This is a genomic window from Sphingomonas sp. Leaf10 (genome assembly GCF_001421245.1).
Lineage (GTDB): Bacteria > Pseudomonadota > Alphaproteobacteria > Sphingomonadales > Sphingomonadaceae > Sphingomonas.
In genome coordinates this window covers 89,841-112,142 of the sequence record NZ_LMKE01000009.1, presented here as the reverse complement: position 1 = coordinate 112,142, position 22,302 = coordinate 89,841, and the positions used below count along the sequence as shown (strand labels likewise).

The window sequence follows — 22,302 nt, the reverse complement described above, 5'->3', positions numbered from 1 at the left end:
GTCACCCCTCCACCTTCGCGGGCGGGGATTGCAGGGCTAGGATGCGGGTGACGGCGTGGGCGGCACAATCCCGCGCGGTTCCGGCATCGTCTGCCACGTAATGGTGGATCGATTCGGTTACGATTTCGATCAGGTCATTCCGCTGCCCCACCGCTGCGCGCGGGCCGTTCATCCGTTCGATCGCAGCCGCAAAGTTGCGCGCCGCCTGTTCTACTTCAAAGTCCGCGCAATATCCGTCGATGACGATACGCCAGATGGGCGGCGTTTCGCTGTCGTCGAAGGGGTGCAATAGCGGCACAGTTTCGACACGCTCGACCTTGACCGACCCCACCGCTGCGCGCGGGCGGGCGAGGGCTGCGGTGCATTCGTCGGCAAGTATTTTCGCCGCGTTCCGATGCTGCGGCGGGATTATGCCAAACTCGATAGCATTCGACCAACCTTCGCGCGACCGCTCAAGGGCCGCGCGCATAGCTTCCACACCCTGTCCTGTAGTCGATCCAGCAAAATGATCGCGAATGCTGGATAGAGCAGCATTCCACCCACGATCGAAGTCATCCGTCACTATAACCAAACGCTTATCGCATTCGGCCTCCACCCCATCCCCGGCAGGCGCGGAGGCGGGTTCTGCGTCGCCGGTAATGTCGTCGTAACCGCGCCCATCATCCCACAGGACGCCAATGCCGCCGCATTCGCTGCACCCGCCGCCGGGCTGGCATCGGAATATTGGGTCAAAGGGATAGTCGCGCTCGGAAACGTACCCGTCGCAGCTTTCCTGACAGCCCGAACAGGCGGTCCAGAATCCGTCGCCTTCGTCCATCAATTCCTTGATCCGGCGGGCGGTGAAGTCCCGGTTCAGCTTCCCGGCAGGCGCGGAGGCGAGGGCGGCAAGGCGGCGAAGCATATCCGCCGTCTCGCGCAGTACGGCTTGATCGGTAAGGGTCGGCTTGTCGTTGTCCTCACGGATGCGGTCGAGCCGATGCGCTTGCATTTCCAGTTGCTCCACCGTCACCGGCGCGTCGTTCGTGGGGGTCATGCGGCCTCCGTTGCCGGCACGTAGCCGGTGCAGTGTTCGGGAAGGTTGGCGCGGGCCAGCACCTCGGACATGTTCGGGCAGACCGAGTTGCCGATCTTCGCGATCTGGTGCGACTTCGGGAGCGGGCCGTAGCGGCGGTTGCCGTTGTCGGTGACGTACCAGCATGTCGGATCGAGGATGTAGCTGGCCGGGAATCCCTGTGCCGTTGCCAGTTCGCGCGGGGTCAGCATCCGCATACCGATGTCGACCAGCACATAGGTCGCGGTGTCGATCGTCACCGTCACCACGGCAAAGCGGTCGCGCGTCGTGACCGTCCCGAGCGGCCGGTCGATGGCCTGCCCCTCTGCCTCGTTGCCGTAGTATTTTACAAGGAACGCGGCAGTCTGAACCGCGCGATCGAGCATGTCTGCGGGCAGCGCGTCGGCGTCGACCAGCACTGTCTGCACAAGCTGCTGTTGCGTGCCGCGATGGACGATCGTCGACAGCGGCTTGTCGGCAGCGTTGCCGACCATGCCGGTGTTGTGCTGCGCCATGAAGGCGGCGACGGCGGCGTGCTTGCCGCCGCCTGCCATGACGGTGCTGATCGGTTCGTCCAGCGCCGGGCTGCGCGCAGTTTCTCCGGGGCGACGCTCGCCGTGACCCAGCATCGCCAGCGCGCCCGCGACCAGTCCGTGATGACCGCCGCACGTCACCGTGCCGAGCGGTGCCCGGGCGTCGTCCCCGACCGAATGCCGACGCAGGCGAAGCATGTTCGCCGCCACTAGATTCTGATGCGCGCCGCCGGCGGTGATGGTGTGCGTCGGTTCGTCGATCGCGGTGTACGGCTTGCCCGCGTTGCGCATCGTCATGACGTGCGGCACCGCGACCGCCATTTCGCCCCGGTGCGCCCCGGTGATGGTCCGCGCCGGTTCGTCGACCGGATGGACGCGAACGCCGCCCGAATGGGTCACCGGCACGATGAACGGGCGCGCGCTGTTCACGACGTAGCGCATCACGCCTGCCGCGATGCGGCGGCACGTCGCCGGTTTCAGGTCGCGGGTGCGATCGAAGATCGAGGGGCACTCGATCGACCAGTCGATGCACTCGGCCGCCGTACGGCGCGGTAGCAGCTTGCCCGCTTCCACGTCCGGCGATCCGGCCTTGCCGCGCGTCGGGGTCGGCCAGACGATCGGGCGGCCGTCGCGGCGGGCGATCAGGAATAGACGCTTGCGACTGGTCGGCGCGGCCGGCAGAACTTCGCCGTCATAGTCGGCGGCGACCAGTTCGCGCCATTCGACCTTGTACCCCTGCCGCCGGATGCGGGCGACCCAGAGCTTGAACTCCTCGCCCTGCCGTTCCTTGATCGGCTTGCCTTCGGCGTCGAGCGGCCCCCACTGGCGGAACTCTTCGACGTTCTCCAACATGATGACCATCGGCGCGCCGCTGCCGCCGGGCGTCGCGCGCTTCAGGCGGTCGATCCAGTGCGGCACGATGTGCGCCAGGTCGCGGATGTTCTTGTCGCGCGGCTTCCCGCCCTTCGCCTTGCTGTGGTGCTTGCAGTCGGGGGAGAACCAAACAAGCAGTACGGGCGCGCTGCCGGTAGCGTCGAGCGGATCGATCGACATGATCGACTGGCACAGGTGCTTGGTGTGTGGATGGTTGGCAGCATGAACCGCCACCGCCGCTTCGTCGTGGTTCACTGCCACGTCGACCGATCGGCCGAACGCCGCTTCCAGCCCGGTCGACGCGCCGCCCCCGCCAGCGAAGTTGTCGATGATGAGGGGGCGCATCATGCTGCCGCCTCCGCGCGGATGCGCCGGCCGCTCTTCGCCATGACGATGAACGTCTTGCCGGGGTGCTGCTTTGCCAGAAGCTGCGCGGCGCGATGCGCTCCCGCGTGGGCCTTATGTTCGACAGTCGGCGACGGTCCTCCGTCCGGCGACCAGACGATAAACAGCGCGTTGGCGGCCTTGCGTTCAAGGTACGCGTCGATCGAGTTGGCGACCGTATCCATGATGATGCGAGCGAAGTGACCTTGCCCGTTGCGGTTCGCCGGGAACAGTTCGGCACCGAACCGGCGAAGGTTTTCGGCGCAGGTCGCCAGTTCCTCGTGCGTGCCGGTCGATTCCCGATCGGCGGTCCAGTGCGCACGATAGTTCGCCTCTGCCTCTGCCAAGCGGGCGTCGGCGCTGTCGGCGGCCGACAGGTGGCGATCGAACTCGTTGTGGTCGGGGTGCGCGTTGGGCGCGATGTCCCATGCGCGATCGACGATCGCGTCGGTCAGTTCGAACGGGGCGCGGTTGCCGGCACGAATGCTTGCTTCGGCATAGGCAGCGAAATAGCCGGTTTCGAAAAAAAACCGGGCGGGGGTGCGCGGCAAGGGCGCTTCGGTGGTGTCGGTCACTGGTTGCCTCGCAGGATCGAGAGGGCAGCGGTCAGGGTGGCGAGCAGCGCCAGCGACAGGACCGCGATGAGGATGCGCCACAGGCTGGGGCGTCGGACGGCGGGGCGGGGCATCAGTCCGCCCAACAGTGCAGGTCTTCGTCGACCAGCACCGCCGCGTTATCACGGTCCAGTTCTTCGGCGTACGGGGCCAGCGAGCCGTCCAGCACCGCGGCGTCATAGGTCGCGTGTGCGTAGGACAGCGCCGCAGCCCGCGACATGGAATGCCACCGGATGCCGAAGCGTTTGTGGGACGTGCGCTCGCGGTAGTGATCGGCCATCCAGTTGATGAACTGGTCGATGGCCTCGATCCGATCTGTCGTTACAGTCAACGCGCGGCGGACTCGCCCCAAATGTTCGGCCTGCGAAACCGCATCATCGAGCGCGTTGTGATGGGTTCCGGTCCGATCGATTTTGACGTGTGGCGTCAACGACTTCATGGTCCGGTAGCAGCGATGTCCGAACGGCGGCCATGCCGGCTTCACTCCGGCTGACATCGCGGCCGCGTTCAGGATCGCATTGTCGAAGTCGCTGCCGTTACCGTACACCTCGACGTTCGGTCCGCAGTAGCGGACGAAGGCATTGAACGCGTCGAGTGCTTCTACCAGTGAAGGCGCAGCGGCCTGCTGTTCGGTTGACAGTATGGCGCGCGCCGCTTCGGACTGGGCTGCCCACCAGTCGAGGGTGCTGCCCTCTTCGTGCAGATGATACTCGCGGCAGCTATCGCGCGAGACGACCGTGTAAAAGCGGTTGAGGATATACCCTTCGTATGAAGCGTGGGCTGCGCCGATCGATACGATTGAGCAGCCGGGTACGGTGCCGAGCGTTTCGAGGTCGAGCATGATAAAATGGCTCATGCGTTGGCACTCCATTCGGGGGCGCGCCGCAGAATGCGAGCGATGCGGTTCGCCTGGGGGATGATCGTCGTGGCGATCGAGCCGACTGCGACGACGAAGGCGCTGACGAACAGCGCGTGACAGGTAAGCGCGATCACGCGGCGTCCGCCACGCGAACGTCGCGCATGATCGGGAAGTGGTGGTGGATGACGGGGGCGGCGCCGTCAGCGCCGGCCGCGCAAAGGATGGCGGCCTCCGCCACGGCCAGCATTGCGCGAGCCTGTTCGGCGAGGTCAGCGGCGGTGACGATCGACGTGCCGACCTGCACGCCGTCGTGGTCGAGGTAGCGGATCGCGAGCGCGGCGTTGGGGACGCCGACGCCGGTCAGCGTGCGCGCGGTGGCGTACAAGTCCGTGATGAATGGGGTTTGCATTCGGCAACTCCGGCCGGTGCATCCGGCGGAAGCTATAATGCGATCATCGCATTGTCTGCGTCAATCTAGAAAATGCGATGATAGCATATTGCCGTTTCCGGATTGATATCGTTCTTTTTTTGTTCCAGTTTTATCGCGCAGTTTCGGGACAGAAGGGGAAGGCGATGTTTGTCGTGTCGTGGTATCGCGCAAGGTGTTTTGACCGCCCAGTCGGCCCATGGCGGGAGCGGTTCAATGAGGCCTGCCTTGATCTAGAGGCTGCCGATCTGGCATCGCGGGACGAACGCGGTCAGCTCTTTATTACCGTTCCGGGCGATGTGCAGGTTCTTCGGGATTACGACGCTATGGCCAGCGCTACATGCGCGAGGCGCGCCAGATGACGCGGCCGACGATCGAGAACGCGGTGCCGTCGCCGATCGTGATATCGACGTGCGCCCTGTTGTTCGAGCAAGGGACAAGGCGCGCCGGGTCGTTGGCGAACTGCTTGAACGTCGTCTCGCCTTCGTCATTCAAAACGACGTAGAAGCGGCCTGGGAACAGTGCTCTATCGCTTGGGTCAACGACTACAGTCCCGCCATCTTCTACGTACCGATCCATCGAGTCGCCGACCACCCGGAGTGCGAATGCCCCCTTCGGAATAGAAGGGTCGGGTGACGGAAGATGACCAATAGGCTGCTGAATCGCTTCCCGCCAATTCCCGCCGCTTACCTGCCCGATGATGGGAATCGGTGTTGCAATGGGCGCATCGATTGAGACGGCCGTTCCGAGCCAGTCATGGATTGCAGCCGCCTCCTGCGCCTTCAGCACGCGCTTCCCGGTCAGTATCTTCGAGACTGCTGTCGGGTCGATGTTTAGGAGGTTCGCAAGGTCGATGTTGCGCTTGCCGTGACGCTTCATCAGTTCGCGAAGTTCGCCCGGAAGGTGGATACTGGCCATCGTTCTATGAAGCGGATGGTTGCGAACATCGCAAATGCCATTATCGCAAAATTCCGCTTGCGATAGAAGTGCGATCATCGCATTATCGCGGACATGGACACGGTTTCCCCTGAGATCACATGCCGCGTGCTCGCGGGTTTGGACGGCACGACCGCCGTCGCCAAGCTGCTGAAGCTGCCGACCTCGACGGTCCATAGCTGGCGGCGCATCGGTATGACCCCTTCCCGCGCCGATCATTTGAGGTTGGCCGCTGAAGCGGCGGGCAAGTCCGTCGACTTCGAGACCGGCCACGTCGCCGAACAGGTGCCAGCATGAACGCTGCGGTCGTACTGCTGATCGCGGCCGTCGCTGCGCCGATTGCCGTCATGGAAGCCCGGCGCAAGCGGCGTGACTGGTGCAATACGGATCGGATCGGGCTGCATGATGGCTTTTCGTATCGCGCCCCTCATCATTCCGCATCTGGAACGTCCGCTGATTTTTCCAGCGACTTCGGGAGCGAGAAGTGACCAGTCCCGCGGTGCGTGGACGGATGCTCAAAATCCGTACCGGCGAATTGATCGAGCGAATTGGCAAGTTGGAAGCGGCGGCTGACTTTTGTCGGACGGGCAAGACAGCGCTGGCGCAATATGCGTCGTTGGCGCCTGCCGATGCCGACCGTTTCGCGCCGATCGATGTCATCCGCGACCTCGAAGCGGTAGTTGGCGACCCAATCGTCACCCGGCATCTGGCGGTCGAGGCCGGCGCGGCAGTGGTCATGGTGCCGGCGTCCGTTGCGGCGGGTGCCGACCTGCTGACGCTGCTTGCGTCGCAGTCGCGCGAGAGCAGCGAACTGACGACCGCGCTGTGCCTTGGTCTGGCGGACGGGCGGCTGTGCGCGGCGGAAGCGCGCAAGGCGCGCGAAGAGGTCCGCCAGTTGGTCGCGGTTGCGATGCAGATGGACGCCGAACTGGCGCTGATCGTGGGAGAGGACGCATGACGAAGCTGTACCTGCCAGCGCAGGTGCCGAACGAAGGGGCGCGGCGTCTGGCGGCGTTCCTGACCGGTGCGACGCCCGCACGCGCAAGCCGTGCGCTGGGCGCGGCCGGGCTGGATGCGGGGCGGGTTGATCGCCTGATAACCGGGGAATTGATCCCCGGCGCCGACGAACGCTTCGCGATCGCGTGCGCCACTGGCCATGCGGTGCTGGTGCGCGATTGGTCGTCGCAAGCTCGCGGTCGTTGGGGTGATCCGGTGCCCGCACGGACGATGCGGCAAGCAGCGTGATCGACGAAGCCCCCGGAATGGTCGCGGACCCGGCGCGTATCGACGCATGGATTGAAGTCGCACGTCCGGGCGATCGGTTCGTCTATGCGTCGCGCCAGTTCCTGCCGGCGGGGTGTCGCGCGGGCAAGCACATGCGCCAACTGGCCGACCGGGGGTTGGTGACGCTGTCGCAGAAGCGATCGGCGCTGGATGCCAGCTTTTTCAACTACACCGCGCATCGAACTGCCGCACCTACAGCCCTGACGCGTCCGGTGCGGGCGACCCTGGCGCTGGCGCCGGTTGACCTGACGTTGGATGAGGCGGCGACCACGGACGCGCTGCTGCCGGTGCTCACACGCTTTGCGCATCACGGTCGGCCCTGTCCAACCGATCGACAATTGGCAGTTCGTTCGGGTCTGACTGTCGAGCAAGTGCGGGACGCGCTGGTCTCGATGACGGCGGCGCATCTGATCCGCGTCCAGAAAGTGGCGGCGCCAACGCAGCGCCGCATCATCATCGTGGCGACCGGCCATATCACGGGAATTGCAGCATGACGAAGAGGGCATCTGGCGCGACCGTGACGCGGTCGTTCGAAATCGACGCGCCCAGCTTGCGCGCAGGGCTGAAGGACGTTGGCGATATCGTAGAGAAGCGCACGACGATTCCGTTGCTGTCGAACGTGCTGATAACGGTAACGCCCACGGCGTTGGTGTTGAGCGGGACCGATCTGGATAGCTGGGCCGAACGCCACGTCACGCTCGATGGCGACGCCGATCCGATGCGGATCACTGTTCATGCCGGCACGCTGGCCAAGATTGCCGACAAGCTGACGGTCAGCGACCCGGTGCGCCTGGCGCTGACGGATGGAAAGCTGACGGTCAGTGCCGGCCGGTCGCGCTTCACGTTGCCAACGTTGCTGGCGGACGATTTCCCGGCGGCTCCGGAAAAGGTGTGGGACGCGGAGTTCGAGATACCAGCCTTCAATCTGGCGGCGGCTTTCTCGACCGTGGCGTTCGCCGTGTCGTCGGATGAGACGCGCTATTACCTCGGCGGTGTGCTTGTTCACACGGCCGGCGGGGCGGATTTGCGGTTCGCGGCGACCGACGGGCATCGCCTCGCTCGTGGCGTCGTAGCGTTGCCCGATGGGGCTAGAACGCTACCGGACATCATCATACCGACGAAAACCGTCAAGGTTCTGGTGACCCTGCTCGGGCGCCACGAAGGGCAAGTGACCGTTCGTGCCTGTTCGTCGGCCGTCGTGTTCGAGATAGGGGAAACGACGCTTCAGGCGAAGGTGATCGACGGTACGTTCCCCGATTACACGCGGGTTATTCCCACGCATCACGATGGTTTGCTGAAGGTTGACCGGGAAACCCTGATCGCTGCGATCAATCGGGTGACGACGGTATCAAGCGACAAGGTCCGCGCGGTGAAGATGAGCATCCGCGCCGACGCAGTCGCGTTGTCGGTGTCCAGCGCCGAGCACGGCACGGGCGATGAAGAAATTCCGTGCGAGTGGTCGGCAGCACCGCTGACCATCGGCTTCAATTCCCGGTACCTCCTCGAAATCTTGGCGCACCTGACCTCGATCGAGGTCGAGGCAACATTCACCGATCCCAAGGGGGCGGTGTTGTGGCGTGACCGCGAGAATTCGGCCGCGACGTTCGTCATCATGCCGATGGCGGTCTGACCATGTCTGATGTCGTCGATTTTGCCGCGCAGATCGAAGCGGATCGGATCGCCCGTGGCATTGCTGAAGCGTCGCAACCGATGGCTGTCGGCGTCGCTGGCGAGTGCGACGAATGCGAATGGTGGATGCCTCGCTTGGTCGGTGGCCTGTGCCCCTATTGCCGCGATGGGCGACCGCGCCCTGCCGACTGGGAACCCCCGGTCCCCCCAAACTCTTCGTCGGCGCCGGTTGCGCCCGCTATCAGCAAGGAACCCGCACCGATGCCCGCAAAATCGATCCAGCTCCCTGCCGCCGCGCAGAACGCCATTCGGAAGGTCGAGGAATTGGCCCAGTCCAAAGGCATTTCTATCGGTCAGGCTGCGGCCGAATTGATTGACCGCGAAATCGCGCTGCCCGCATCAAATGTGGTGACGGTCGACCTCTGCACGATCGGCGTGCCGGCGTTGCTCGATCACCTGCGCGCGGCTTTTGACGATCGCGCCGATCATTCGGCGGAACTGGTCGCACTGATCGAACGCGCGGAGGCGGCGGAAGTCCGCGCAACGGCGGCCGAAGAGAAACTCGCCCAGTTCAAGGCGCTGCTCGCCTGACATCAACCCCGCGCATCTGCGCGAACAGGGGACCGATACCGTGTCGTCCAATTCCACGCTGTCGCCCATGGGGCAGGCGGCGATCGCTTTCGCACGTCGGGGGTGGTTCGTCTTTCCGTGCAACGTCCAGAACGGCCGCCCCTTAGTCGGTGGTGACCGGGACGACGACGGTAATGTCATCAAGAATAGCGGCGGCCTGCACAAGGCGACGTGCGACGAAGCCCAGATCGAGGCTTGGTGGCGTCGTTGGCCGGTCGCCCAGATCGGGCTGCACTCGGGGATTAGCGGCCTGCTGCACCTCGATTTCGATCCGCGCGTCGACGAAACCGTCGATCCCGAAACGGGCGAGGTCCTGTCCGACACATGGACGGTCGACCGGCTGAAGACGGCGTTGCTCGCCCAGATGGGCGAGGCGCTGCCAGCAACGCTCACGTCTGTTACGCCGTCCGGCGGTGAGCATCATTGGTTCCGGATGCCAGCGGGCGATCCGATCGGCAACCGTGGCAATCTACCCAAGCATATCGATGTCCGTGGGCAAGGCGGATATATCATCGCCCCGCCATCCGAACGGACCGGCGATCTGGATCAGGGGGGAAAGAAAGGGCCTGGGGCCTATCGCTGGCTGTCGGGCGACTGGGGAGATATCGATGCGGTCGCCGAAGCACCGGCTTCCTTGGTGCGTATATTGCGCGATCGGACAAAGCCCGTCGCGGACCGTCCGGCGCAGCGCCGCGTTACGGGGGCTGCGCCGGTTGTCGGCGACGTTGACGATGATGTTCGTAAATACGCGCTCGCCGCGCTCGACGGCGAATGCCGGGATATCCAGACGGCTGCCTCGGGACAGCGCAATGCGCGGTTGAATGAGGGCGCGTTCAAGGTGGCAACGCTGGTCGCGGCCGGCGCGCTGTCCGAAGTCGTCGCGCGTAGCAGCGTTGAGGCGGCCGCGCGTGCCAACCCCGGCAGTGATGATGAGCGCCAGTTGATCGCCACGATCGACAGCGGATGGACAGCCGGACTAGCAAATCCTCGCGATCTCGCAGAGATCGCGGCATCATCGCGTTCCCGCCGGGAACGCGGGCCACCTCGATCCTCCCGATCTTCTCCCCCCGCCCCCGGTTCGACGGTTGATGGCAAGCCATCCTCCCAAGCGGGAGGCGCGGATGTACATGTCGGTAGAAAGGGGGCCGGGGACGATGAACTGACGCAGGAATGTGCGTTCCTGCCGCAAACCGACCTTGGCAACCTGCAAAGGTTCCTACGGAGGTACGGCCGGGATTTCCTCTATGTCGAGCAATGGGGCTGGCTGGCATGGGACGGGCGTCGCTGGAACCGCGACATGGCGGTCAGCCTGCTCGGCCGCGCGGTGCAGGACACGATGCGCGCGATACAGGAGGAGGCGGCGTTCGTCGAGGCAAGCGGCGTGCCCGAGCCGGCGCCGGACGGACTGGATGCGTCCCAGATACTCGCCCACGAGGCGCAGCAACAGCGGCGGCTTGATCGCGTGTTGAAGGTGCTGCGCGACGGGACGGTCATCACTCTGTCGAGCACGATCAGCAAATGGGGTCGCACGTCTGAAGGTGCCGGACATATCTCGAGCCTGCCGAAGCTGGCAGAGGCGCGCCTGTCAGCGCGGCCGGCGGATTTCGACGCGGACCCGCTGCTGGTCAACATGGCGAACGGGACGCTTGAATTCACCCGGCCGGACGGTGATCGAAAGGCCAGCGTTCGCCTTGTCGAACCGCAACGCCGGCATCGCATCACGAAGGCTGGCACGGCGATTTTCGATCCCACGGCGACGTGTCCGTCCTACGATGCGTTCCTCGCTCGCGTGCAGCCGAAAGATGAGATGCGCGGGTTCCTCGACGTGTGGGCCGGGTACAATATGCTCGGCGATGCCAGCGCCCAGAAGATGGCGATCTTCTATGGCGAAGGAGCGAACGGCAAGGGCGTGTGGATCAATACGAAGCGCGCGATCCTCGGCGACTATGCCTGGGCCGCCAGCATCAACACGTTCATGGATTCGGAGCGGTCGCGCAAAGGTTCGGACGCCTCGCCCGATCTGGCGGCGCTCGCCGGCCGGCGCATGGTCTATGCGAACGAAGCGGAGCATGGGAGCAAGTTCAGCGACGGTCTGGTCAAAGAATTGACCAGCGACGAACCGAAAGGCGGCGTGCGCGAGCTGATGAAGCCGCCATTCGAACTGATCATCACGTTCAAGAACACGATCATCGCCAACACCAAGCCCGGCATCGGTACCGATCACGGTATCCGACGACGGATGCAGTTGGTCCCATGGGACGTGATCATCCCGGATGAGGAACAGGACCCGCAACTGAAAGCGAAGCTGGTGCAGGAAGCGAGCGGCATCCTGAACCGGATGGTCCGGGGTGCGATCCAGTATCTTGGGACCGGCCTGCCGCTGCCCGAGACGATCAAGGAGGCGACCGAGGCGTATCTCGATGAGAACGACATCCTCGGCAAGTTCCTGTCGCTCTGTATCGAGCGCGTGCCGGGCGAGACGATTGGGTCGAGTGCGCTGCACGAATTGTTCGCAGCATGGCAGACGTGGGCGCAGTTGCTGCCGGCGAGCGGCAAGCCATGGTCGCCGAAATATCTGGCGTCGCAGTTGGAGCGAAAATCTTTCCGCAAGCGCAAGTCCAGTTCGATGGTATGGGGCGATATCTGGCCGCTATATGCGGCTGACGACTTCGTGCGGGATGGTCGGCCGGTTGAGAACGACCTGCCGCCGCCGCGCCGCAAGGCCGGCGGAAATGCGCCCCCCGGACCCTCCAATTCGGGGTTCGATGAAGATGATATTCCGCCCTGATCCTCCCATCCTCCCGCCGATGGGAGGATCGCGATACCTTGGGAATGGCGGTTTTCTGCGGGTTTGGGAGGTTGTGGGAGCTTGGGAGGCAGAATGCAGCCCGGTTCCATAGCGCACAGATATGCGGGCGCGCGTGCGAGAATCACCCGCGTTTTCCTTCCCACCCTCCCGAAAGATACCTAAATGACTGATAACACTACATTCTATCCTCCCAATTACCCTCCCATCGTTCGGGAAGGTCAATCCTATCCTCCCATACTGGGGTTCGAGGATGTGGAAGACCGTCTGGTCGAGGCAGTGCGCACCTGCCAGCGCTACCCGGACCGCGAGCGCGGATGGCAACGCATCCGTTCGGCATGGCCGGAGATCACGCGCGATGTGTTGGCAGGCGATTACGATGCGCGCGGGGGCGATGGCAGTAGCAGCGATGTAGCCCTGCGCTCGGCCGCGATGACCCGGCAGGATGTGGCGGAGATGGAAGAGGCGTTCGCCTGGCTTGATCGTGTGGACCCGGTTGACCGGAAGCTGATTGGGCTTGCCATTGCCCAGTTGGCGCGTGGCACTCGCGAGGTGCGGTGGAGCAAGCTGCTACCGGTCATGGGGTTGACGAAGGGTGCGGATGGCCTTCGGATGCGGTACGGGCGTGCGATCACCGCGATCTGCAACGCGGTAAATGGCGGAAATCCACAGCGCGACGTGTCAATGGGGTAAAAGTGCGTCGGCGAACATTTTACCTGTTCGCCTATCGCTAATTTTTCGCCTATTTCCCGTCATGCTGGGACGGGCCTTCGGGAACGGCACAGCAACCCCAATCCTCCCTGAGCCTCGCAGCGCCCCGTCTGGCCTCGGTCCGGCGGGGCGCTGCGCGTTTGTGCCATGGCAAAGCTGACAACGCTCAAGCCCAGACTGTCGCCTCTCCGCTCGAAGCTGTCCGCGCCTTCGGGGCGGCAGGCATATGACGCGGACCGGGACCGGCAGGACTGGCGGCGCTGGTACAAGACGGCACGCTGGCAGGCATTGCGGTACGCGGTGCTGACCCGCGATCTGTTCACGTGCCAGTGGCAAGGGTGCGGTCGTGTCGAGGCCGACACGTCGTTGCTGGTCGCCGACCATCGGCGTGCGCACCGTGGGGATGAGAAGCTGTTTTGGGATGAACGCAACCTCCAGACGTTGTGCAAGCCGTGCCACGACAGCCGGAAGCAACGGCAGGAGCGGCGCGGCGACCGCTGACCGGCAGGACCGGGGGGGGTGAAAAGTCCAAGGGGTGCCGGTGGCCTAGACCGCATCCGATGCCACGCGGAGAATTTTTTTGTCGGACAGGGGAATTCCAGAGGTCGACCTGTTCGGCGATCCCGTTGTGCCGCGCGAGGAAGGTCGTGGGCGGCCGGAGCATCAGTGGAGCCGCGAAAACTCGAACAAGGTGCTGATCGCGTTCGCGATGCGCCGTAGTGTGAAAGAGGCGGCAACGGCGATCGGGGTCTCGGTCCCGACGTTGCGCAAACATTATTTTGCCGAGGTCGCAAAGCGTGATGCGGCCGAACTGCGGATGGAGATGACGCAGTTGGCTCGGCTCAACCGATCCGCTGAAAGCGGCAATGTTGCCGCTGAAAAGGAACTGATCAAGCGGCTCGAAAAGGCGCGGCTCCGCGCTCTATCGCAGACGGTCGCATCGCCTGAACCGGCGGCCCAGTCGCAACAGCCCCGCCCCCGCAAGGGGAAAAAGGAAGCTGCGATCGAAGCCGCTGCACAGGTGGACGGCATCTATGCGCCGCCGCGCCCGCCGTCGCGACTGGTGAACTGACGCGATGAAGCCGCCAATCTGGTCAACCGCGTGTCCCGACTGGGAAACGCGAATCGTTGAGCGGCGCTCGCTGGTGCCGATCGCACCGCTGTTTCAGGCGGAGGCTGACGCGGCGCTGGCCGTATTCAAGTCCCTGCGGATCGTCGACGTGCCGGGCATGCCGACGTTTGGCGAGGCGTGCGAGCCGTTCGTGTTCGACTTCGTCGCCGCGATCTTTGGGGCCTACGATGCCGAGACCGGCCGCCGGCTGATCACCGAATTCATGCTGTTGATCAGCAAGAAGAACGCCAAATCGACGATCGCCGCTGGGATCATGGTCACGGCGTTGGTCCGCAACTGGCGGCACAGCGCCGAATTGCTGGTGCTGGCGCCCACAAAGGAGGTGGCGAACAACGTCTTTACCCCGGCGATGGGGATGGTGCGGCACGACCCGAAGTTGCGGGAATTGCTGCACGTCATCGAGCATCAACGGGTCATCAAGCATCGTGTGACCGAGGCGGAATTGAAGGTGGTCGCGGCCGACACGGATATCGTGTCGGGCAAGAAAGCCGCCTTCATTCTAGTCGAGGAACTGTGGATTTTCGGGAAGAACCCGAAGGCCGACGCGATGCTGATGGAAGCGACCGGCGGCATGGTCAGCCGGCCAGAAGGGTTCGTCGTGTTCCTGACGACCCACAGCGACGAAGCCCCTCGCGGGATATTCAAAGCCAAGCTCGATATCTTCCGTGGCGTTCGCGACGGCACGATAGTCGACCCCCGCAAGCTGGGTGTGTTGTACGAATGGCCGGCGGCGATGATCGAGGCCGAAGCCTATTTGAATCCGGAAAATTTCTACGTCACCAACCCGAACATTGGCCGGTCGGTCGATGCGGTCTGGCTCGCAGAAAAGTTGGCCGAGGCTGTGCAGGGCGAGGATGGCAGCAAGCAGGTGTTCCTTGCCAAGCACCTGAATGTCGAAATCGGGATGCGCCTCGCCCGCGACCAGTGGACCGGAGCGGTGTTCTGGGACGGGGCGGCGGAAACCGCCCTGGCAATGATCGACGCGTTCCTTGCCCGCTGTGAGGTGGTGGTCGCCGGGATCGACGGCGGCGGTCTCGACGACCTGTTGGGCCTGTGCCTGATTGGCCGCGAGAAGGGTTCGAAACGGTGGCTGGTATGGTGCCATGCGTGGGCATGGTCGATCGTCTGGAAGCGGAGGCAGGACATTGCCACCAAGCTGGACGAACTGGTCAAGGAAGGGTCGCTCACCCGGTGCGAATTGCCGGAGTTCGCAACGATCGATGTCGACGCTGCGGATGCCGCCGATGATGCCGACGCTGAACTGACCGAGGATTTGCGCGGTGTGGCGGACATTCTGGTCCGCGTCCGCGACGCCGGGCTGTTCCCGGCGGAAGGCGCGATCGGGCTGGACCCGGTCGGCGTGTCGGTGCTGGTCGACGAACTGGCGTCGTCGGAATTCACCGACGAGCAGATGGTCGCTATCGGACAGGGGTTCAAACTATCGAGCGTGGTCAAGGCGACCGCCCGCAAGCTCGCGGCGCGGACGATGCGGCACGCAGGCACGGCGCTGATGCGCTGGTGTGTGGGTAACGCGAAGATGGAGCCGCGCGGCGCGACCGCCGTGGCGATCGTCAAGCGCGAGCCGTCAGCGAAGATCGATCCGCTGGCGGCCATGTTCAACGCGGCCATGCTGATGAGCCGCAATCCGGAAGCCATGGGAGGCAATGTGGACGATTGGATCGCATCGCTTCGGGCGACGGCATGACGGGCTATATGCTGTCCGCACGCGCGGCCGAGCAGGAACGCCGCTGGGCGACCGAGCGGAAAGAGATCGTCAGCGGTTGGGTCGGCGACACCGTCGCGACCGCCAACCGCAACGATTTCGAGATCAACCGGGTCTCGGTCGCCCAGTTCCGGGACGGCCAGTCGCTCGGCGATGGCAATGTCGAAGGGCTGGCGACGGCCGGCGCGTGTGTCGCGTTCTGGGCGGGCAACATCGCCGGCCTGCCGCTGCACGTGCTGCGCGAGGTCGACGGCGTCGACGTGGCGTTCCCGGAACACCCGCTCTACTGGCTGCTGCACGACAGCCCGAATTACGACCAATCGGCGTTCGATTTCTGGGAATTCATCGTCGAGAGCCTTGAATGGCGCGGCAATGCCTATGCCCGGATCAGCAAGCGCGGCGACGGCACGATCACGTCATTGCTGCCGCTGCATCCCGATATCGTCCGCGTCACCCGCCTGCCGACCGGCCAGCTTCAATACCAATGGACGATCGACAGCCGGACGATCACGGTCGGCGTCGAAGAGATGCTGCATATTCGCGGTCGCGGCGGTGACGCGCTGGGCGGCGCGTCGACCATCGGCACGTATCGGCGCGCGCTGCGGCAGGCGTTGGCGACCGAGGCGTCGGCCGACGCGCTGTTCGCCAATGGTGTCCGGTCGAGCGGCGTGCTCAAGACGGACAAGCCGTTGACCGGCGAGCAGCGCGGCGTGCTCGAGCAGTTGCTGGGCGACAAGTTCGTCGGCGCCGCGAATGCCGGGCGGCCGATGCTGCTCGATAACGGGCTGACGTGGGAGAAGATCGCGATCGACCCGGTCGACGCCGAACTGGTCACCAGTCGCCAACTGGGCATGACGATCATTTGCCAGATTTTCGAAGTCGACCCGCATCTGGTCGGCATCACTGCCGGCAATACGAAGCTCGGCAGCAGCATTTCCGACCAGACACTCTCGCTGGTCAAATTCAAGATGCACAAGCGTTTGAAGCGGATCGAGAGCGCCTTGGGAAAGCAGTTGCTGACCCGTGCCGATCGGCAGCGCGGCTTGAAAATCCGGTTCAATATCGAAGGCTTCCTGCGCGCTGATAGCGAGGGTCGCGCGCGGTATTACAACCTGATGAAGCCGTTCATGACGGTCAATCAGGTCCGCGCGATGGAAGGCTGGGCGCCGGTTGCCGGTGGCGACCAGATCTATCGCCAGATGCAGGACGAACCGCTTGGCAAAAGCCCGACCGACATCACCCCACCGGAGAACGAAGAATGAGCGAACTCGGCTTCGGCTTCGAGATCAAGGCGATCGACGAAGCCGGTTACATCGCGGGTATCGCCGCTGGATATGGCAACGTCGACTTCGGTGGCGACGTGATCATGCCGGGCGCGCTGACCAAGGCCGTTGCCGGCCGTGCCTCGGTGCCGATGCTGCTGTTCCACGACCACAAGCGTCCGATCGGTGGATGGTCGAAGTTCGAAGAATCGTCGACCGGCCTGCATGTCGAGGGCCGGATCGCGATGAAGTCGGAAGCCGGCCGCGAGGCGCATGCGTTGGCGGAAGCCGGAGCGCTGCCGGGCCTGTCGGTCGGGTATCGGACGCTCAAGCACCGGTATGAAGGCAAGGCGCGCCAGTTGCTTGAAATGGCGCTGCACGAGGTGTCGTTGGTCCCGGTCGGGATGAACGACCGCGCCATCGTGACCAATATCAAATCTCTGGTGGAGGCCGGCGGGATGCCGACCGTTCGCCAGTTCGAGGAATGGCTGCGCGATAGCGGCGGTTTCTCCAAGTCCTTGGCCGCCGCCATCGCGGGCAAGGCAGCGCCGCATCTTCGGGGGGAGCCCGAGGCGAAGGCGAACGACGACCTGGCCGAGCTTTTCAAAAGCTGGGCCGGCTGATCCTTCCTCTCTGCCGAAAGGGCACATATGCGTAAGACGTTTTTGCTGGGCAGCGCGCGGGCGCTGCTCGGACCGATGACCGCTGCCGAGCGCGCCAAGGGCCGCTACATGCGTGATGGTCAGGGCCACCCGTTTCCGTCCCTTGAGGGCAAGTCGGCGAGCGAGATCGGCACCGAACTCAAGACGTTCTTCGAAAAGTCGTTGAGCGATGTCCGCAAGCTGGCGGAAAAGGCCGATACCGAGATCAAGCGTCTCGGCGAAGTCGCCGGCGAAACGAAGGCCAACGCCGACAAGGCGCTGACCGAACTGAACGTCATCACCGAGGTCAAGTCGCGGCTCGACGAACTGGAACAGAAGGCCGATCGCCCGGCCGGTCGCGGTTCGCTCGACATGGATAGCTGGGGCAAGCAGCTGGCCGACAATGACGACGTAAAGGCGCTGTCGCGCAAGGAACGCCCGTCCGCCCGGATCGAATTGAAGGCGATCACCACCGCCAGCGGTTCGGCCGGCGGCATGATCTGGCGGCAGCGCGAGACCGATCCGATCGACCTGCCGAAGCGCCCCGATCTGGTGGTGCGCGATCTGCTGACCGTCGTGCCGATCACCACCGGCACCGCCGAATATGCCAAGCAGACCGTCCGGCAGAACAACGCCGCCCCGGTCGCGGAAGGCGCGCAGAAGCCGTACAGCAACTACGGATGGGAAAAGGCGACCGCGAACGTCAAGACGATCGCGCACCTCGCCAAGATCACCCGGCAGGCGCTCGACGACGCGCCGCGTCTGCAAGGCGAGGTCGACAGCGAAATGCGTTACGGCCTCGCGCTGGCCGAGGATGCACAGATCCTCAACGGCGACGGGACCGGCGAAAACCTGCTGGGCCTGATGCTGCAGGCGACCGCCTATGCCGCGCCGGCAAACGTGACGATCCCGAACATGACCCGGATCGACAAGCTGCGCCTCGCGCTGTTGCAGGCCAGCCTCGGCCTGTATCCGTCGGACGCGATCGTCACGTCGGAAACCGACTGGGCGGTGATCGAACTGACCAAGGATAGCGCGGGCGGCTATATCTTCGCCAACCCGCTCGCCATGGCCGGGCCGACCCTGTGGGGCAAGCGGGTGGTACCGACCAACAGCATGGCAATCGGCAGCTTCCTGGCTGGCGCCTTCAAGATGGCGGCGACGCTCTACGACCGGCTCGCGGTCGAGGTGCTGATTTCGTCCGAGAACGCGGACGACTTCGAAAAGAACCTGCTGACCATGCGTGCGGAAGAGCGCGTCGCGCTCGCGGTCAAGCGCCCCGCCGCCCTGATCAAGGGCACGTTCTGATCGACCAACGCGGGCGGCCGGTCAGCGGTCGCCCGTACCCGTTTCGGAAGGACCGAACATGAAGAAGTATCAGGTGATGGAAGCCCATCAGGGCGACAAGTTCTACAAGCCGGGCGATCCCGAAACCGGCACCCGCATCGCCGACCCGAACGCGGTCGATCATCTGGTGCGGCTTGGCGCGCTGATGGAAATCGGCGATGCAGACGAGGCCCCGCCGCCGCCGGTCGACGATGCCGCCGTCACGATCGCAGATTTGCGCGATCAGGTTGCGGCGCTGGGCAGCGATCGCGACGCGATGCGCGAACAGATCGGCACGCTGACGCAGGAGCGTGACGCAGCCGGTCAGGAAGCCGCGACCACGATCGCGGACCTTCAGGGTCAGGTCAGCACGCTGACGGACGGGCTGGAAGCCATGCGCGGTGAAGTGGCCGCGCTGGCGCAGCGCTTCGCCGAAGCCCCGGCGGCCGAGCCGTCCGACCAGTCGCAGGCGGCCGATCAGTCGCAGGCGGAGGAACCCGCGCAGGCGGCGGAACCGGTGGCGGCCGAAGAGCCGACGCAGACCACGCGGCGTTCCCGGACCAGCAACTGATGCCGTGGGGCGGCGGCGTTCGTGCTGACCGCCCCATCACCGCCGCTATCTCCGATCCCATCGACTGTAGGACGCGCCTGACATGCCCACGCTGACGCTGGAATTGGTCAAGGCCTTCCTCCGCTATGATGCGGACAACGAAGATCAGGACGATACCCTCAACCTCGCGCTTCAGGCGGGGGTGCAGTGGGTTGAGCAATATACGGGTCGGACGATCGCCGGGGCTGATCCCGAGACCGTACCCGCGCCGCTATTACATGGTGTGCTGCTGTATGCCGGCGCGTTCGACCGGTTGCGGGATGGCGAGGCGGCCACCTCGCTCGCGCCGGCCATGGTCGTGTGCGATCCATATCGGCGGACGCTGGTATGAAGCCGTCGCGTCTGGATAAGCGTATTCAGATCGAGCGGCCAGGCCCGCCGGTTCATAACGGTACGCAGAACGTGCCCGGCCCGCCCATCGTGGTCTGGAAGCGTTCTGCCCAGTTCATTGGCTCGCCGGGCCGCGAGCGGTATTCGAATGCGGAAACGGCGGCCGCCATGCCCGCTCTGTTCCGAATCCGCTGGGATTCGAAAATAGACCCGGATGCGGTCGGCGGGCTTAGCGTAAAGGACCGCCTTCGCTGCCCCGCGCGCCCCGACGGACAGTTGTGGGAGATCGTCTCGGTCGTGCCGGTAGGGCGGCAAGATGCGATCGACATCGGCGTCGTTCGGATCGTTCGCTGATGGGCAAGGCCGGGTCGTTCGGGACGACTGGTTTCCGCCAGTTGGACCGCAAGCTGACGCGCCTTGCGAATGCGACGCCGCGCCGCAAGGTCGATGGGGTGTTGCGGGTTGCGGCCAACGTCATCGCCACCGAGCAGCGCCGGTTGATCCCGGTCGACACAGGCCGACACCGCCGCACGATCACAGTGACCAACTCGCCGGGGTTCGTGCTCGACGGCATGGGGCCACGCGACGTGTCGATCTTCATCGGCCCGCGCCGGGGCGGTGCCGGGTCGACGATGCACCTGCTCGAATGGGGCACCTCGCATTCGGCACCGCAACCGTTCGCCCGCCCGGCGGTGGACGCAAAGGGCGCGGAGGCGATCGGAATCGTCGTCGCCGGGCTGGCGGCATTGGTTAGGGAAGCGGCGCAATGAGTTTCGAAGCGGCGCTGGCCAAGCGGTTGCTGTCGGCGGCGCCGGTCAGCGCAGCCGTGGGAACGCGGGTCGATTGGATGCGGCGGGTGCAGGGTGCCACGCTGCCGGCGATCACGCTCCATACCATTTCCGACCGGCGCGGGCAGCACATGAAGGGTTTCCAGCCCACGGTCGCCCGCATCCAGATCGATGTCTGGGCCAATGATTTCGCCGCGTCGCTGCTGCTTCGCGACGCTGTCATTACAGCGGTCGTGCCAGCGGCGGCGATCGATGGGGTCCGGTTCCAGCGTGGGAAGGACGTGTCGGTCCGCGCCGAACGCGAGGAAACAGGCGACGGCACCGACCTCTACCGCCAGATCATCGACATCCAGTTCACGTACACGAATTCATTGCAGGAGCAGAATAATGGTTGATGAAACCGGCAACAGCGAAGCCCAGATCGGCTACGGTACCGAATTCTGGCTCGGCGATGCCACTGGCACGTTGAAGGAACTCGACGAAGTGACGGAAATCCCGTTCGCCGAGGAAACGGCGGACGATGTCGAGGTAACCCACTTCAAATCGCCGAAGCGTCGGAAGGAATACAAGGCCGGCATGATCGAACCCGGCGAAGGTTCGATTACGCTGAACTATATTCCCGGCTCCGACACGGACAAGCTGATCCGCGCAGCGCATAATGACGGCAAGGTGCGGCCGTATCGGGCGATCGTCCCGGCGGGCGAAGATGCATCGTGGGTCATCGACGGGTTCCTGATCGTCAAGAGCCGTAGCCGAGCCGTCCCGATTGGCGACCGCATGACGCAGACCGTCAACGTCCGCTTCACCGGGGCGACCGATGAAGCGGCCGGTCCCGCATTGCCCGCGTTAAGCGATGCCGCGCCTGCCGCTGCCGCCTCCGTTCCGGCTGAGGAAGGGGCCGGCGCGTAATGCGTGGAGAAGTCCCGTTCGACGCCATGGGCGCGCGCTGGACGCTGTTCATTGGAACCGCGGCCCAGTGCGCGTTGGAGGAAGAGCACGACAAGGGGTTTTTCGCGATCCTTCAGGACGCGATGCCGTCGGTCGGCTTGGGTGATGTCGACGACAAGGCGAAGATGGCGGCAGCGGCACGCGATCTGCGCATCGGCACCCTGCGGTCGTTCGCCCTTCATGGTCTCGCCAAGCATCATCCGGGCGTCGGTATGGCAGAGGTCAACGACATCATCGACGACCTCGGGTTCAAGCGGTTCGGCGAGATTATCGGTACCGCCATCGCCGCTGCCGCCGATCGGGTCGTCGAGGAGGGCGGCCTGGCGCCAAAAAAGCCGTCGACCCGTACGCGCCGACCGACTGGGAAGCCCTAGAGCGGGCATGGGCGGCGGCGGGGTTTCCGCCGTCGTCGTTCTGGGACCAGTGTCAGGCGACGTACGGGGCGGCCATGCGGGGTGCGGCTGACGCGCTCCGCCGCGATCGGGAGCGGGTGCTATACGGTGCGTGGGCGACCGAACGGTTCGCCCGTGTGGATAATCTGCGGGGCTTTTCGCACTACGCTGAAGCGATGCTCGGTCGCGAAAAGCGAGGCCGGCAGACCCCGATGGAACAGCTTGCCGTGTTCGAGACGATGCGTGCGGCGGGCGTGCCGATGACGATCAGGAAGGTCGAGCGGCGTCGGTAGTTTCTAGTTTGATGCTGTTAGGATTGAGTTGTTAGGTTGGCAGCCACCAACCGTTCGAGGGCGCAATGCGAATCGTCATATTGCTGGTTGCTTGCTTAGGCGCGTGCAGTGTTTCGAGCT

At 64.5% G+C, this 22,302-nt stretch carries 30 protein-coding genes; 23 read left to right on the top strand and 7 right to left on the bottom strand.

Annotation, left to right across the window (positions count from 1 at the left end; genetic code table 11):
- Position 1 precedes the first annotated feature (1 nt).
- From ASE59_RS09070 to ASE59_RS09040, 7 genes are all read right to left on the bottom strand, one after another.
- Positions 2–1,033, bottom strand: coding sequence for a hypothetical protein (locus ASE59_RS09070; RefSeq protein ID WP_056455294.1), 1,032 nt, complete (start codon positions 1,031–1,033; stop codon positions 2–4).
- Positions 1,030–2,805 (bottom strand): DNA cytosine methyltransferase, encoded by a 1,776-nt coding sequence (locus ASE59_RS09065; protein ID WP_056455292.1) that lies wholly within the window; start codon positions 2,803–2,805, stop codon positions 1,030–1,032. The genes ASE59_RS09070 and ASE59_RS09065 overlap by 4 nt, the downstream gene beginning before the upstream one ends.
- Entirely contained in the window at positions 2,802–3,416 is a 615-nt protein-coding gene (locus tag ASE59_RS09060) for a hypothetical protein (protein ID WP_056455290.1), read from the bottom strand. The genes ASE59_RS09065 and ASE59_RS09060 overlap by 4 nt, the downstream gene beginning before the upstream one ends.
- Positions 3,417–3,528: 112 nt before the next feature.
- Positions 3,529–4,311 (bottom strand): 3'-5' exonuclease, encoded by a 783-nt coding sequence (locus ASE59_RS09055; protein ID WP_056455288.1) that lies wholly within the window; start codon positions 4,309–4,311, stop codon positions 3,529–3,531.
- On the bottom strand, positions 4,308–4,448 hold the full coding sequence (locus ASE59_RS19645; RefSeq protein ID WP_156359980.1) for a hypothetical protein: 141 nt from the start codon (positions 4,446–4,448) through the stop codon (positions 4,308–4,310). Before ASE59_RS19645 ends, ASE59_RS09055 begins: the two co-directional genes overlap by 4 nt.
- Positions 4,445–4,723, bottom strand: coding sequence for a hypothetical protein (locus tag ASE59_RS09050; protein ID WP_056455287.1), 279 nt, complete (start codon positions 4,721–4,723; stop codon positions 4,445–4,447). The genes ASE59_RS19645 and ASE59_RS09050 overlap by 4 nt, the downstream gene beginning before the upstream one ends.
- A gap of 354 nt (positions 4,724–5,077) precedes the next feature.
- Positions 5,078–5,737 carry a LexA family protein gene (locus ASE59_RS09040; RefSeq protein WP_162235286.1) on the bottom strand — a complete coding sequence of 220 codons (660 nt, stop codon included), beginning with the start codon at positions 5,735–5,737 and terminating at the stop codon, positions 5,078–5,080.
- A 15-nt stretch (positions 5,738–5,752) separates the two neighbouring features.
- On the opposite strand from ASE59_RS09040, the gene ASE59_RS20050 reads away from it, so the two are divergent.
- The 23 genes from ASE59_RS20050 (at position 5,753) to ASE59_RS08925 (ending at position 22,182) form a co-directional block, all read left to right on the top strand.
- Positions 5,753–5,974: a hypothetical protein gene (locus tag ASE59_RS20050; protein WP_056455281.1), complete on the top strand. Its 222-nt coding sequence runs from the start codon at positions 5,753–5,755 to the stop codon at positions 5,972–5,974.
- Positions 5,971–6,165 carry a hypothetical protein gene (locus tag ASE59_RS19640; RefSeq protein WP_056455279.1) on the top strand — a complete coding sequence of 65 codons (195 nt, stop codon included), beginning with the start codon at positions 5,971–5,973 and terminating at the stop codon, positions 6,163–6,165. Before ASE59_RS20050 ends, ASE59_RS19640 begins: the two co-directional genes overlap by 4 nt.
- Positions 6,162–6,635 (top strand): hypothetical protein, encoded by a 474-nt coding sequence (locus ASE59_RS09025; RefSeq protein WP_156359978.1) that lies wholly within the window; start codon positions 6,162–6,164, stop codon positions 6,633–6,635. Before ASE59_RS19640 ends, ASE59_RS09025 begins: the two co-directional genes overlap by 4 nt.
- Entirely contained in the window at positions 6,632–6,922 is a 291-nt protein-coding gene (locus ASE59_RS09020) for a hypothetical protein (protein WP_056455275.1), read from the top strand. Before ASE59_RS09025 ends, ASE59_RS09020 begins: the two co-directional genes overlap by 4 nt.
- Positions 6,919–7,455 (top strand): hypothetical protein, encoded by a 537-nt coding sequence (locus ASE59_RS09015; RefSeq protein ID WP_056455273.1) that lies wholly within the window; start codon positions 6,919–6,921, stop codon positions 7,453–7,455. The genes ASE59_RS09020 and ASE59_RS09015 overlap by 4 nt, the downstream gene beginning before the upstream one ends.
- A complete protein-coding gene (dnaN, locus tag ASE59_RS09010) occupies positions 7,452–8,591 on the top strand; it encodes a DNA polymerase III subunit beta (protein WP_056455271.1) in 1,140 nt (379 codons plus the stop codon). The genes ASE59_RS09015 and dnaN overlap by 4 nt, the downstream gene beginning before the upstream one ends.
- An 80-nt stretch (positions 8,592–8,671) precedes the next feature.
- Entirely contained in the window at positions 8,672–9,181 is a 510-nt protein-coding gene (locus ASE59_RS09005) for a hypothetical protein (protein ID WP_162235285.1), read from the top strand.
- 40 nt (positions 9,182–9,221) lie between these two features.
- Positions 9,222–12,008, top strand: coding sequence for a phage/plasmid primase, P4 family (locus tag ASE59_RS09000; protein ID WP_156359977.1), 2,787 nt, complete (start codon positions 9,222–9,224; stop codon positions 12,006–12,008).
- 183 nt (positions 12,009–12,191) lie between these two features.
- Positions 12,192–12,719, top strand: a complete 528-nt coding sequence (locus ASE59_RS08995) for a hypothetical protein (RefSeq protein ID WP_235515704.1) — start codon at positions 12,192–12,194, stop codon at positions 12,717–12,719.
- A 165-nt stretch (positions 12,720–12,884) separates the two neighbouring features.
- Positions 12,885–13,238 carry an HNH endonuclease gene (locus tag ASE59_RS08990; protein ID WP_056455265.1) on the top strand — a complete coding sequence of 118 codons (354 nt, stop codon included), beginning with the start codon at positions 12,885–12,887 and terminating at the stop codon, positions 13,236–13,238.
- Between the two features lie 79 nt (positions 13,239–13,317).
- Positions 13,318–13,809 carry a hypothetical protein gene (locus ASE59_RS08985; RefSeq protein ID WP_056455262.1) on the top strand — a complete coding sequence of 164 codons (492 nt, stop codon included), beginning with the start codon at positions 13,318–13,320 and terminating at the stop codon, positions 13,807–13,809.
- 73 nt (positions 13,810–13,882) lie between these two features.
- Positions 13,883–15,574, top strand: a complete 1,692-nt coding sequence (locus ASE59_RS08980; RefSeq protein WP_235515703.1) for a terminase large subunit — start codon at positions 13,883–13,885, stop codon at positions 15,572–15,574.
- Positions 15,571–16,854: a phage portal protein gene (locus ASE59_RS08975; protein ID WP_056455330.1), complete on the top strand. Its 1,284-nt coding sequence runs from the start codon at positions 15,571–15,573 to the stop codon at positions 16,852–16,854. The genes ASE59_RS08980 and ASE59_RS08975 overlap by 4 nt, the downstream gene beginning before the upstream one ends.
- Positions 16,851–17,477 (top strand): HK97 family phage prohead protease, encoded by a 627-nt coding sequence (locus ASE59_RS08970; protein WP_056455259.1) that lies wholly within the window; start codon positions 16,851–16,853, stop codon positions 17,475–17,477. Before ASE59_RS08975 ends, ASE59_RS08970 begins: the two co-directional genes overlap by 4 nt.
- Before the next feature lie 27 nt (positions 17,478–17,504).
- Entirely contained in the window at positions 17,505–18,803 is a 1,299-nt protein-coding gene (locus tag ASE59_RS08965; protein WP_056455257.1) for a phage major capsid protein, read from the top strand.
- A 58-nt stretch (positions 18,804–18,861) separates the two neighbouring features.
- Positions 18,862–19,392: a hypothetical protein gene (locus ASE59_RS08960; protein WP_056455255.1), complete on the top strand. Its 531-nt coding sequence runs from the start codon at positions 18,862–18,864 to the stop codon at positions 19,390–19,392.
- A gap of 82 nt (positions 19,393–19,474) precedes the next feature.
- The gene (locus tag ASE59_RS08955) at positions 19,475–19,762 is read left to right on the top strand and encodes a head-tail connector protein (protein ID WP_056455253.1); all 288 of its coding nucleotides are present in this window, start codon (positions 19,475–19,477) and stop codon (positions 19,760–19,762) included.
- Positions 19,759–20,115 (top strand): head-tail adaptor protein, encoded by a 357-nt coding sequence (locus ASE59_RS08950; protein ID WP_056455251.1) that lies wholly within the window; start codon positions 19,759–19,761, stop codon positions 20,113–20,115. The genes ASE59_RS08955 and ASE59_RS08950 overlap by 4 nt, the downstream gene beginning before the upstream one ends.
- A complete protein-coding gene (locus ASE59_RS08945) occupies positions 20,115–20,531 on the top strand; it encodes an HK97-gp10 family putative phage morphogenesis protein (protein ID WP_056455249.1) in 417 nt (138 codons plus the stop codon). Before ASE59_RS08950 ends, ASE59_RS08945 begins: the two co-directional genes overlap by 1 nt.
- The gene (gene gp17, locus ASE59_RS08940; protein WP_056455247.1) at positions 20,528–20,944 is read left to right on the top strand and encodes a tail completion protein gp17; all 417 of its coding nucleotides are present in this window, start codon (positions 20,528–20,530) and stop codon (positions 20,942–20,944) included. The genes ASE59_RS08945 and gp17 overlap by 4 nt, the downstream gene beginning before the upstream one ends.
- Positions 20,937–21,458, top strand: coding sequence for a phage tail tube protein (locus tag ASE59_RS08935; RefSeq protein WP_056455245.1), 522 nt, complete (start codon positions 20,937–20,939; stop codon positions 21,456–21,458). Before gp17 ends, ASE59_RS08935 begins: the two co-directional genes overlap by 8 nt.
- Entirely contained in the window at positions 21,458–21,871 is a 414-nt protein-coding gene (locus tag ASE59_RS08930; RefSeq protein WP_056455243.1) for a hypothetical protein, read from the top strand. Before ASE59_RS08935 ends, ASE59_RS08930 begins: the two co-directional genes overlap by 1 nt.
- A 74-nt stretch (positions 21,872–21,945) precedes the next feature.
- A complete protein-coding gene (locus ASE59_RS08925; RefSeq protein WP_056455241.1) occupies positions 21,946–22,182 on the top strand; it encodes a hypothetical protein in 237 nt (78 codons plus the stop codon).
- Positions 22,183–22,302: the final 120 nt, after the last annotated feature.

What these genes read in the sequence shown, in the direction of transcription:
- ASE59_RS09070 (WP_056455294.1), bottom strand. Translation starts at nt 1,033, where the DNA reads ATGACCCCCACGAACGACGCGCCGGTGACGGTGGAGCAACTGGAAATG.
- ASE59_RS09065 (WP_056455292.1), bottom strand. Translation starts at nt 2,805, where the DNA reads ATGATGCGCCCCCTCATCATCGACAACTTCGCTGGCGGGGGCGGCGCG.
- ASE59_RS09055 (WP_056455288.1), bottom strand. Translation starts at nt 4,311, where the DNA reads ATGAGCCATTTTATCATGCTCGACCTCGAAACGCTCGGCACCGTACCC.
- ASE59_RS09050 (WP_056455287.1), bottom strand. Translation starts at nt 4,723, where the DNA reads ATGCAAACCCCATTCATCACGGACTTGTACGCCACCGCGCGCACGCTG.
- ASE59_RS09040 (WP_162235286.1), bottom strand. Translation starts at nt 5,737, where the DNA reads ATGATCGCACTTCTATCGCAAGCGGAATTTTGCGATAATGGCATTTGC.
- ASE59_RS20050 (WP_056455281.1), top strand. Translation starts at nt 5,753, where the DNA reads ATGGACACGGTTTCCCCTGAGATCACATGCCGCGTGCTCGCGGGTTTG.
- ASE59_RS19640 (WP_056455279.1), top strand. Translation starts at nt 5,971, where the DNA reads ATGAACGCTGCGGTCGTACTGCTGATCGCGGCCGTCGCTGCGCCGATT.
- ASE59_RS09020 (WP_056455275.1), top strand. Translation starts at nt 6,632, where the DNA reads ATGACGAAGCTGTACCTGCCAGCGCAGGTGCCGAACGAAGGGGCGCGG.
- dnaN (WP_056455271.1), top strand. Translation starts at nt 7,452, where the DNA reads ATGACGAAGAGGGCATCTGGCGCGACCGTGACGCGGTCGTTCGAAATC.
- ASE59_RS09005 (WP_162235285.1), top strand. Translation starts at nt 8,672, where the DNA reads ATGGCTGTCGGCGTCGCTGGCGAGTGCGACGAATGCGAATGGTGGATG.
- ASE59_RS08995 (WP_235515704.1), top strand. Translation starts at nt 12,192, where the DNA reads ATGACTGATAACACTACATTCTATCCTCCCAATTACCCTCCCATCGTT.
- ASE59_RS08990 (WP_056455265.1), top strand. Translation starts at nt 12,885, where the DNA reads ATGGCAAAGCTGACAACGCTCAAGCCCAGACTGTCGCCTCTCCGCTCG.
- ASE59_RS08975 (WP_056455330.1), top strand. Translation starts at nt 15,571, where the DNA reads ATGACGGGCTATATGCTGTCCGCACGCGCGGCCGAGCAGGAACGCCGC.
- ASE59_RS08970 (WP_056455259.1), top strand. Translation starts at nt 16,851, where the DNA reads ATGAGCGAACTCGGCTTCGGCTTCGAGATCAAGGCGATCGACGAAGCC.
- ASE59_RS08965 (WP_056455257.1), top strand. Translation starts at nt 17,505, where the DNA reads ATGCGTAAGACGTTTTTGCTGGGCAGCGCGCGGGCGCTGCTCGGACCG.
- ASE59_RS08960 (WP_056455255.1), top strand. Translation starts at nt 18,862, where the DNA reads ATGAAGAAGTATCAGGTGATGGAAGCCCATCAGGGCGACAAGTTCTAC.
- ASE59_RS08955 (WP_056455253.1), top strand. Translation starts at nt 19,475, where the DNA reads ATGCCCACGCTGACGCTGGAATTGGTCAAGGCCTTCCTCCGCTATGAT.
- ASE59_RS08950 (WP_056455251.1), top strand. Translation starts at nt 19,759, where the DNA reads ATGAAGCCGTCGCGTCTGGATAAGCGTATTCAGATCGAGCGGCCAGGC.
- ASE59_RS08945 (WP_056455249.1), top strand. Translation starts at nt 20,115, where the DNA reads ATGGGCAAGGCCGGGTCGTTCGGGACGACTGGTTTCCGCCAGTTGGAC.
- gp17 (WP_056455247.1), top strand. Translation starts at nt 20,528, where the DNA reads ATGAGTTTCGAAGCGGCGCTGGCCAAGCGGTTGCTGTCGGCGGCGCCG.
- ASE59_RS08935 (WP_056455245.1), top strand. Translation starts at nt 20,937, where the DNA reads ATGGTTGATGAAACCGGCAACAGCGAAGCCCAGATCGGCTACGGTACC.
- ASE59_RS08930 (WP_056455243.1), top strand. Translation starts at nt 21,458, where the DNA reads ATGCGTGGAGAAGTCCCGTTCGACGCCATGGGCGCGCGCTGGACGCTG.
- ASE59_RS08925 (WP_056455241.1), top strand. Translation starts at nt 21,946, where the DNA reads ATGCGGGGTGCGGCTGACGCGCTCCGCCGCGATCGGGAGCGGGTGCTA.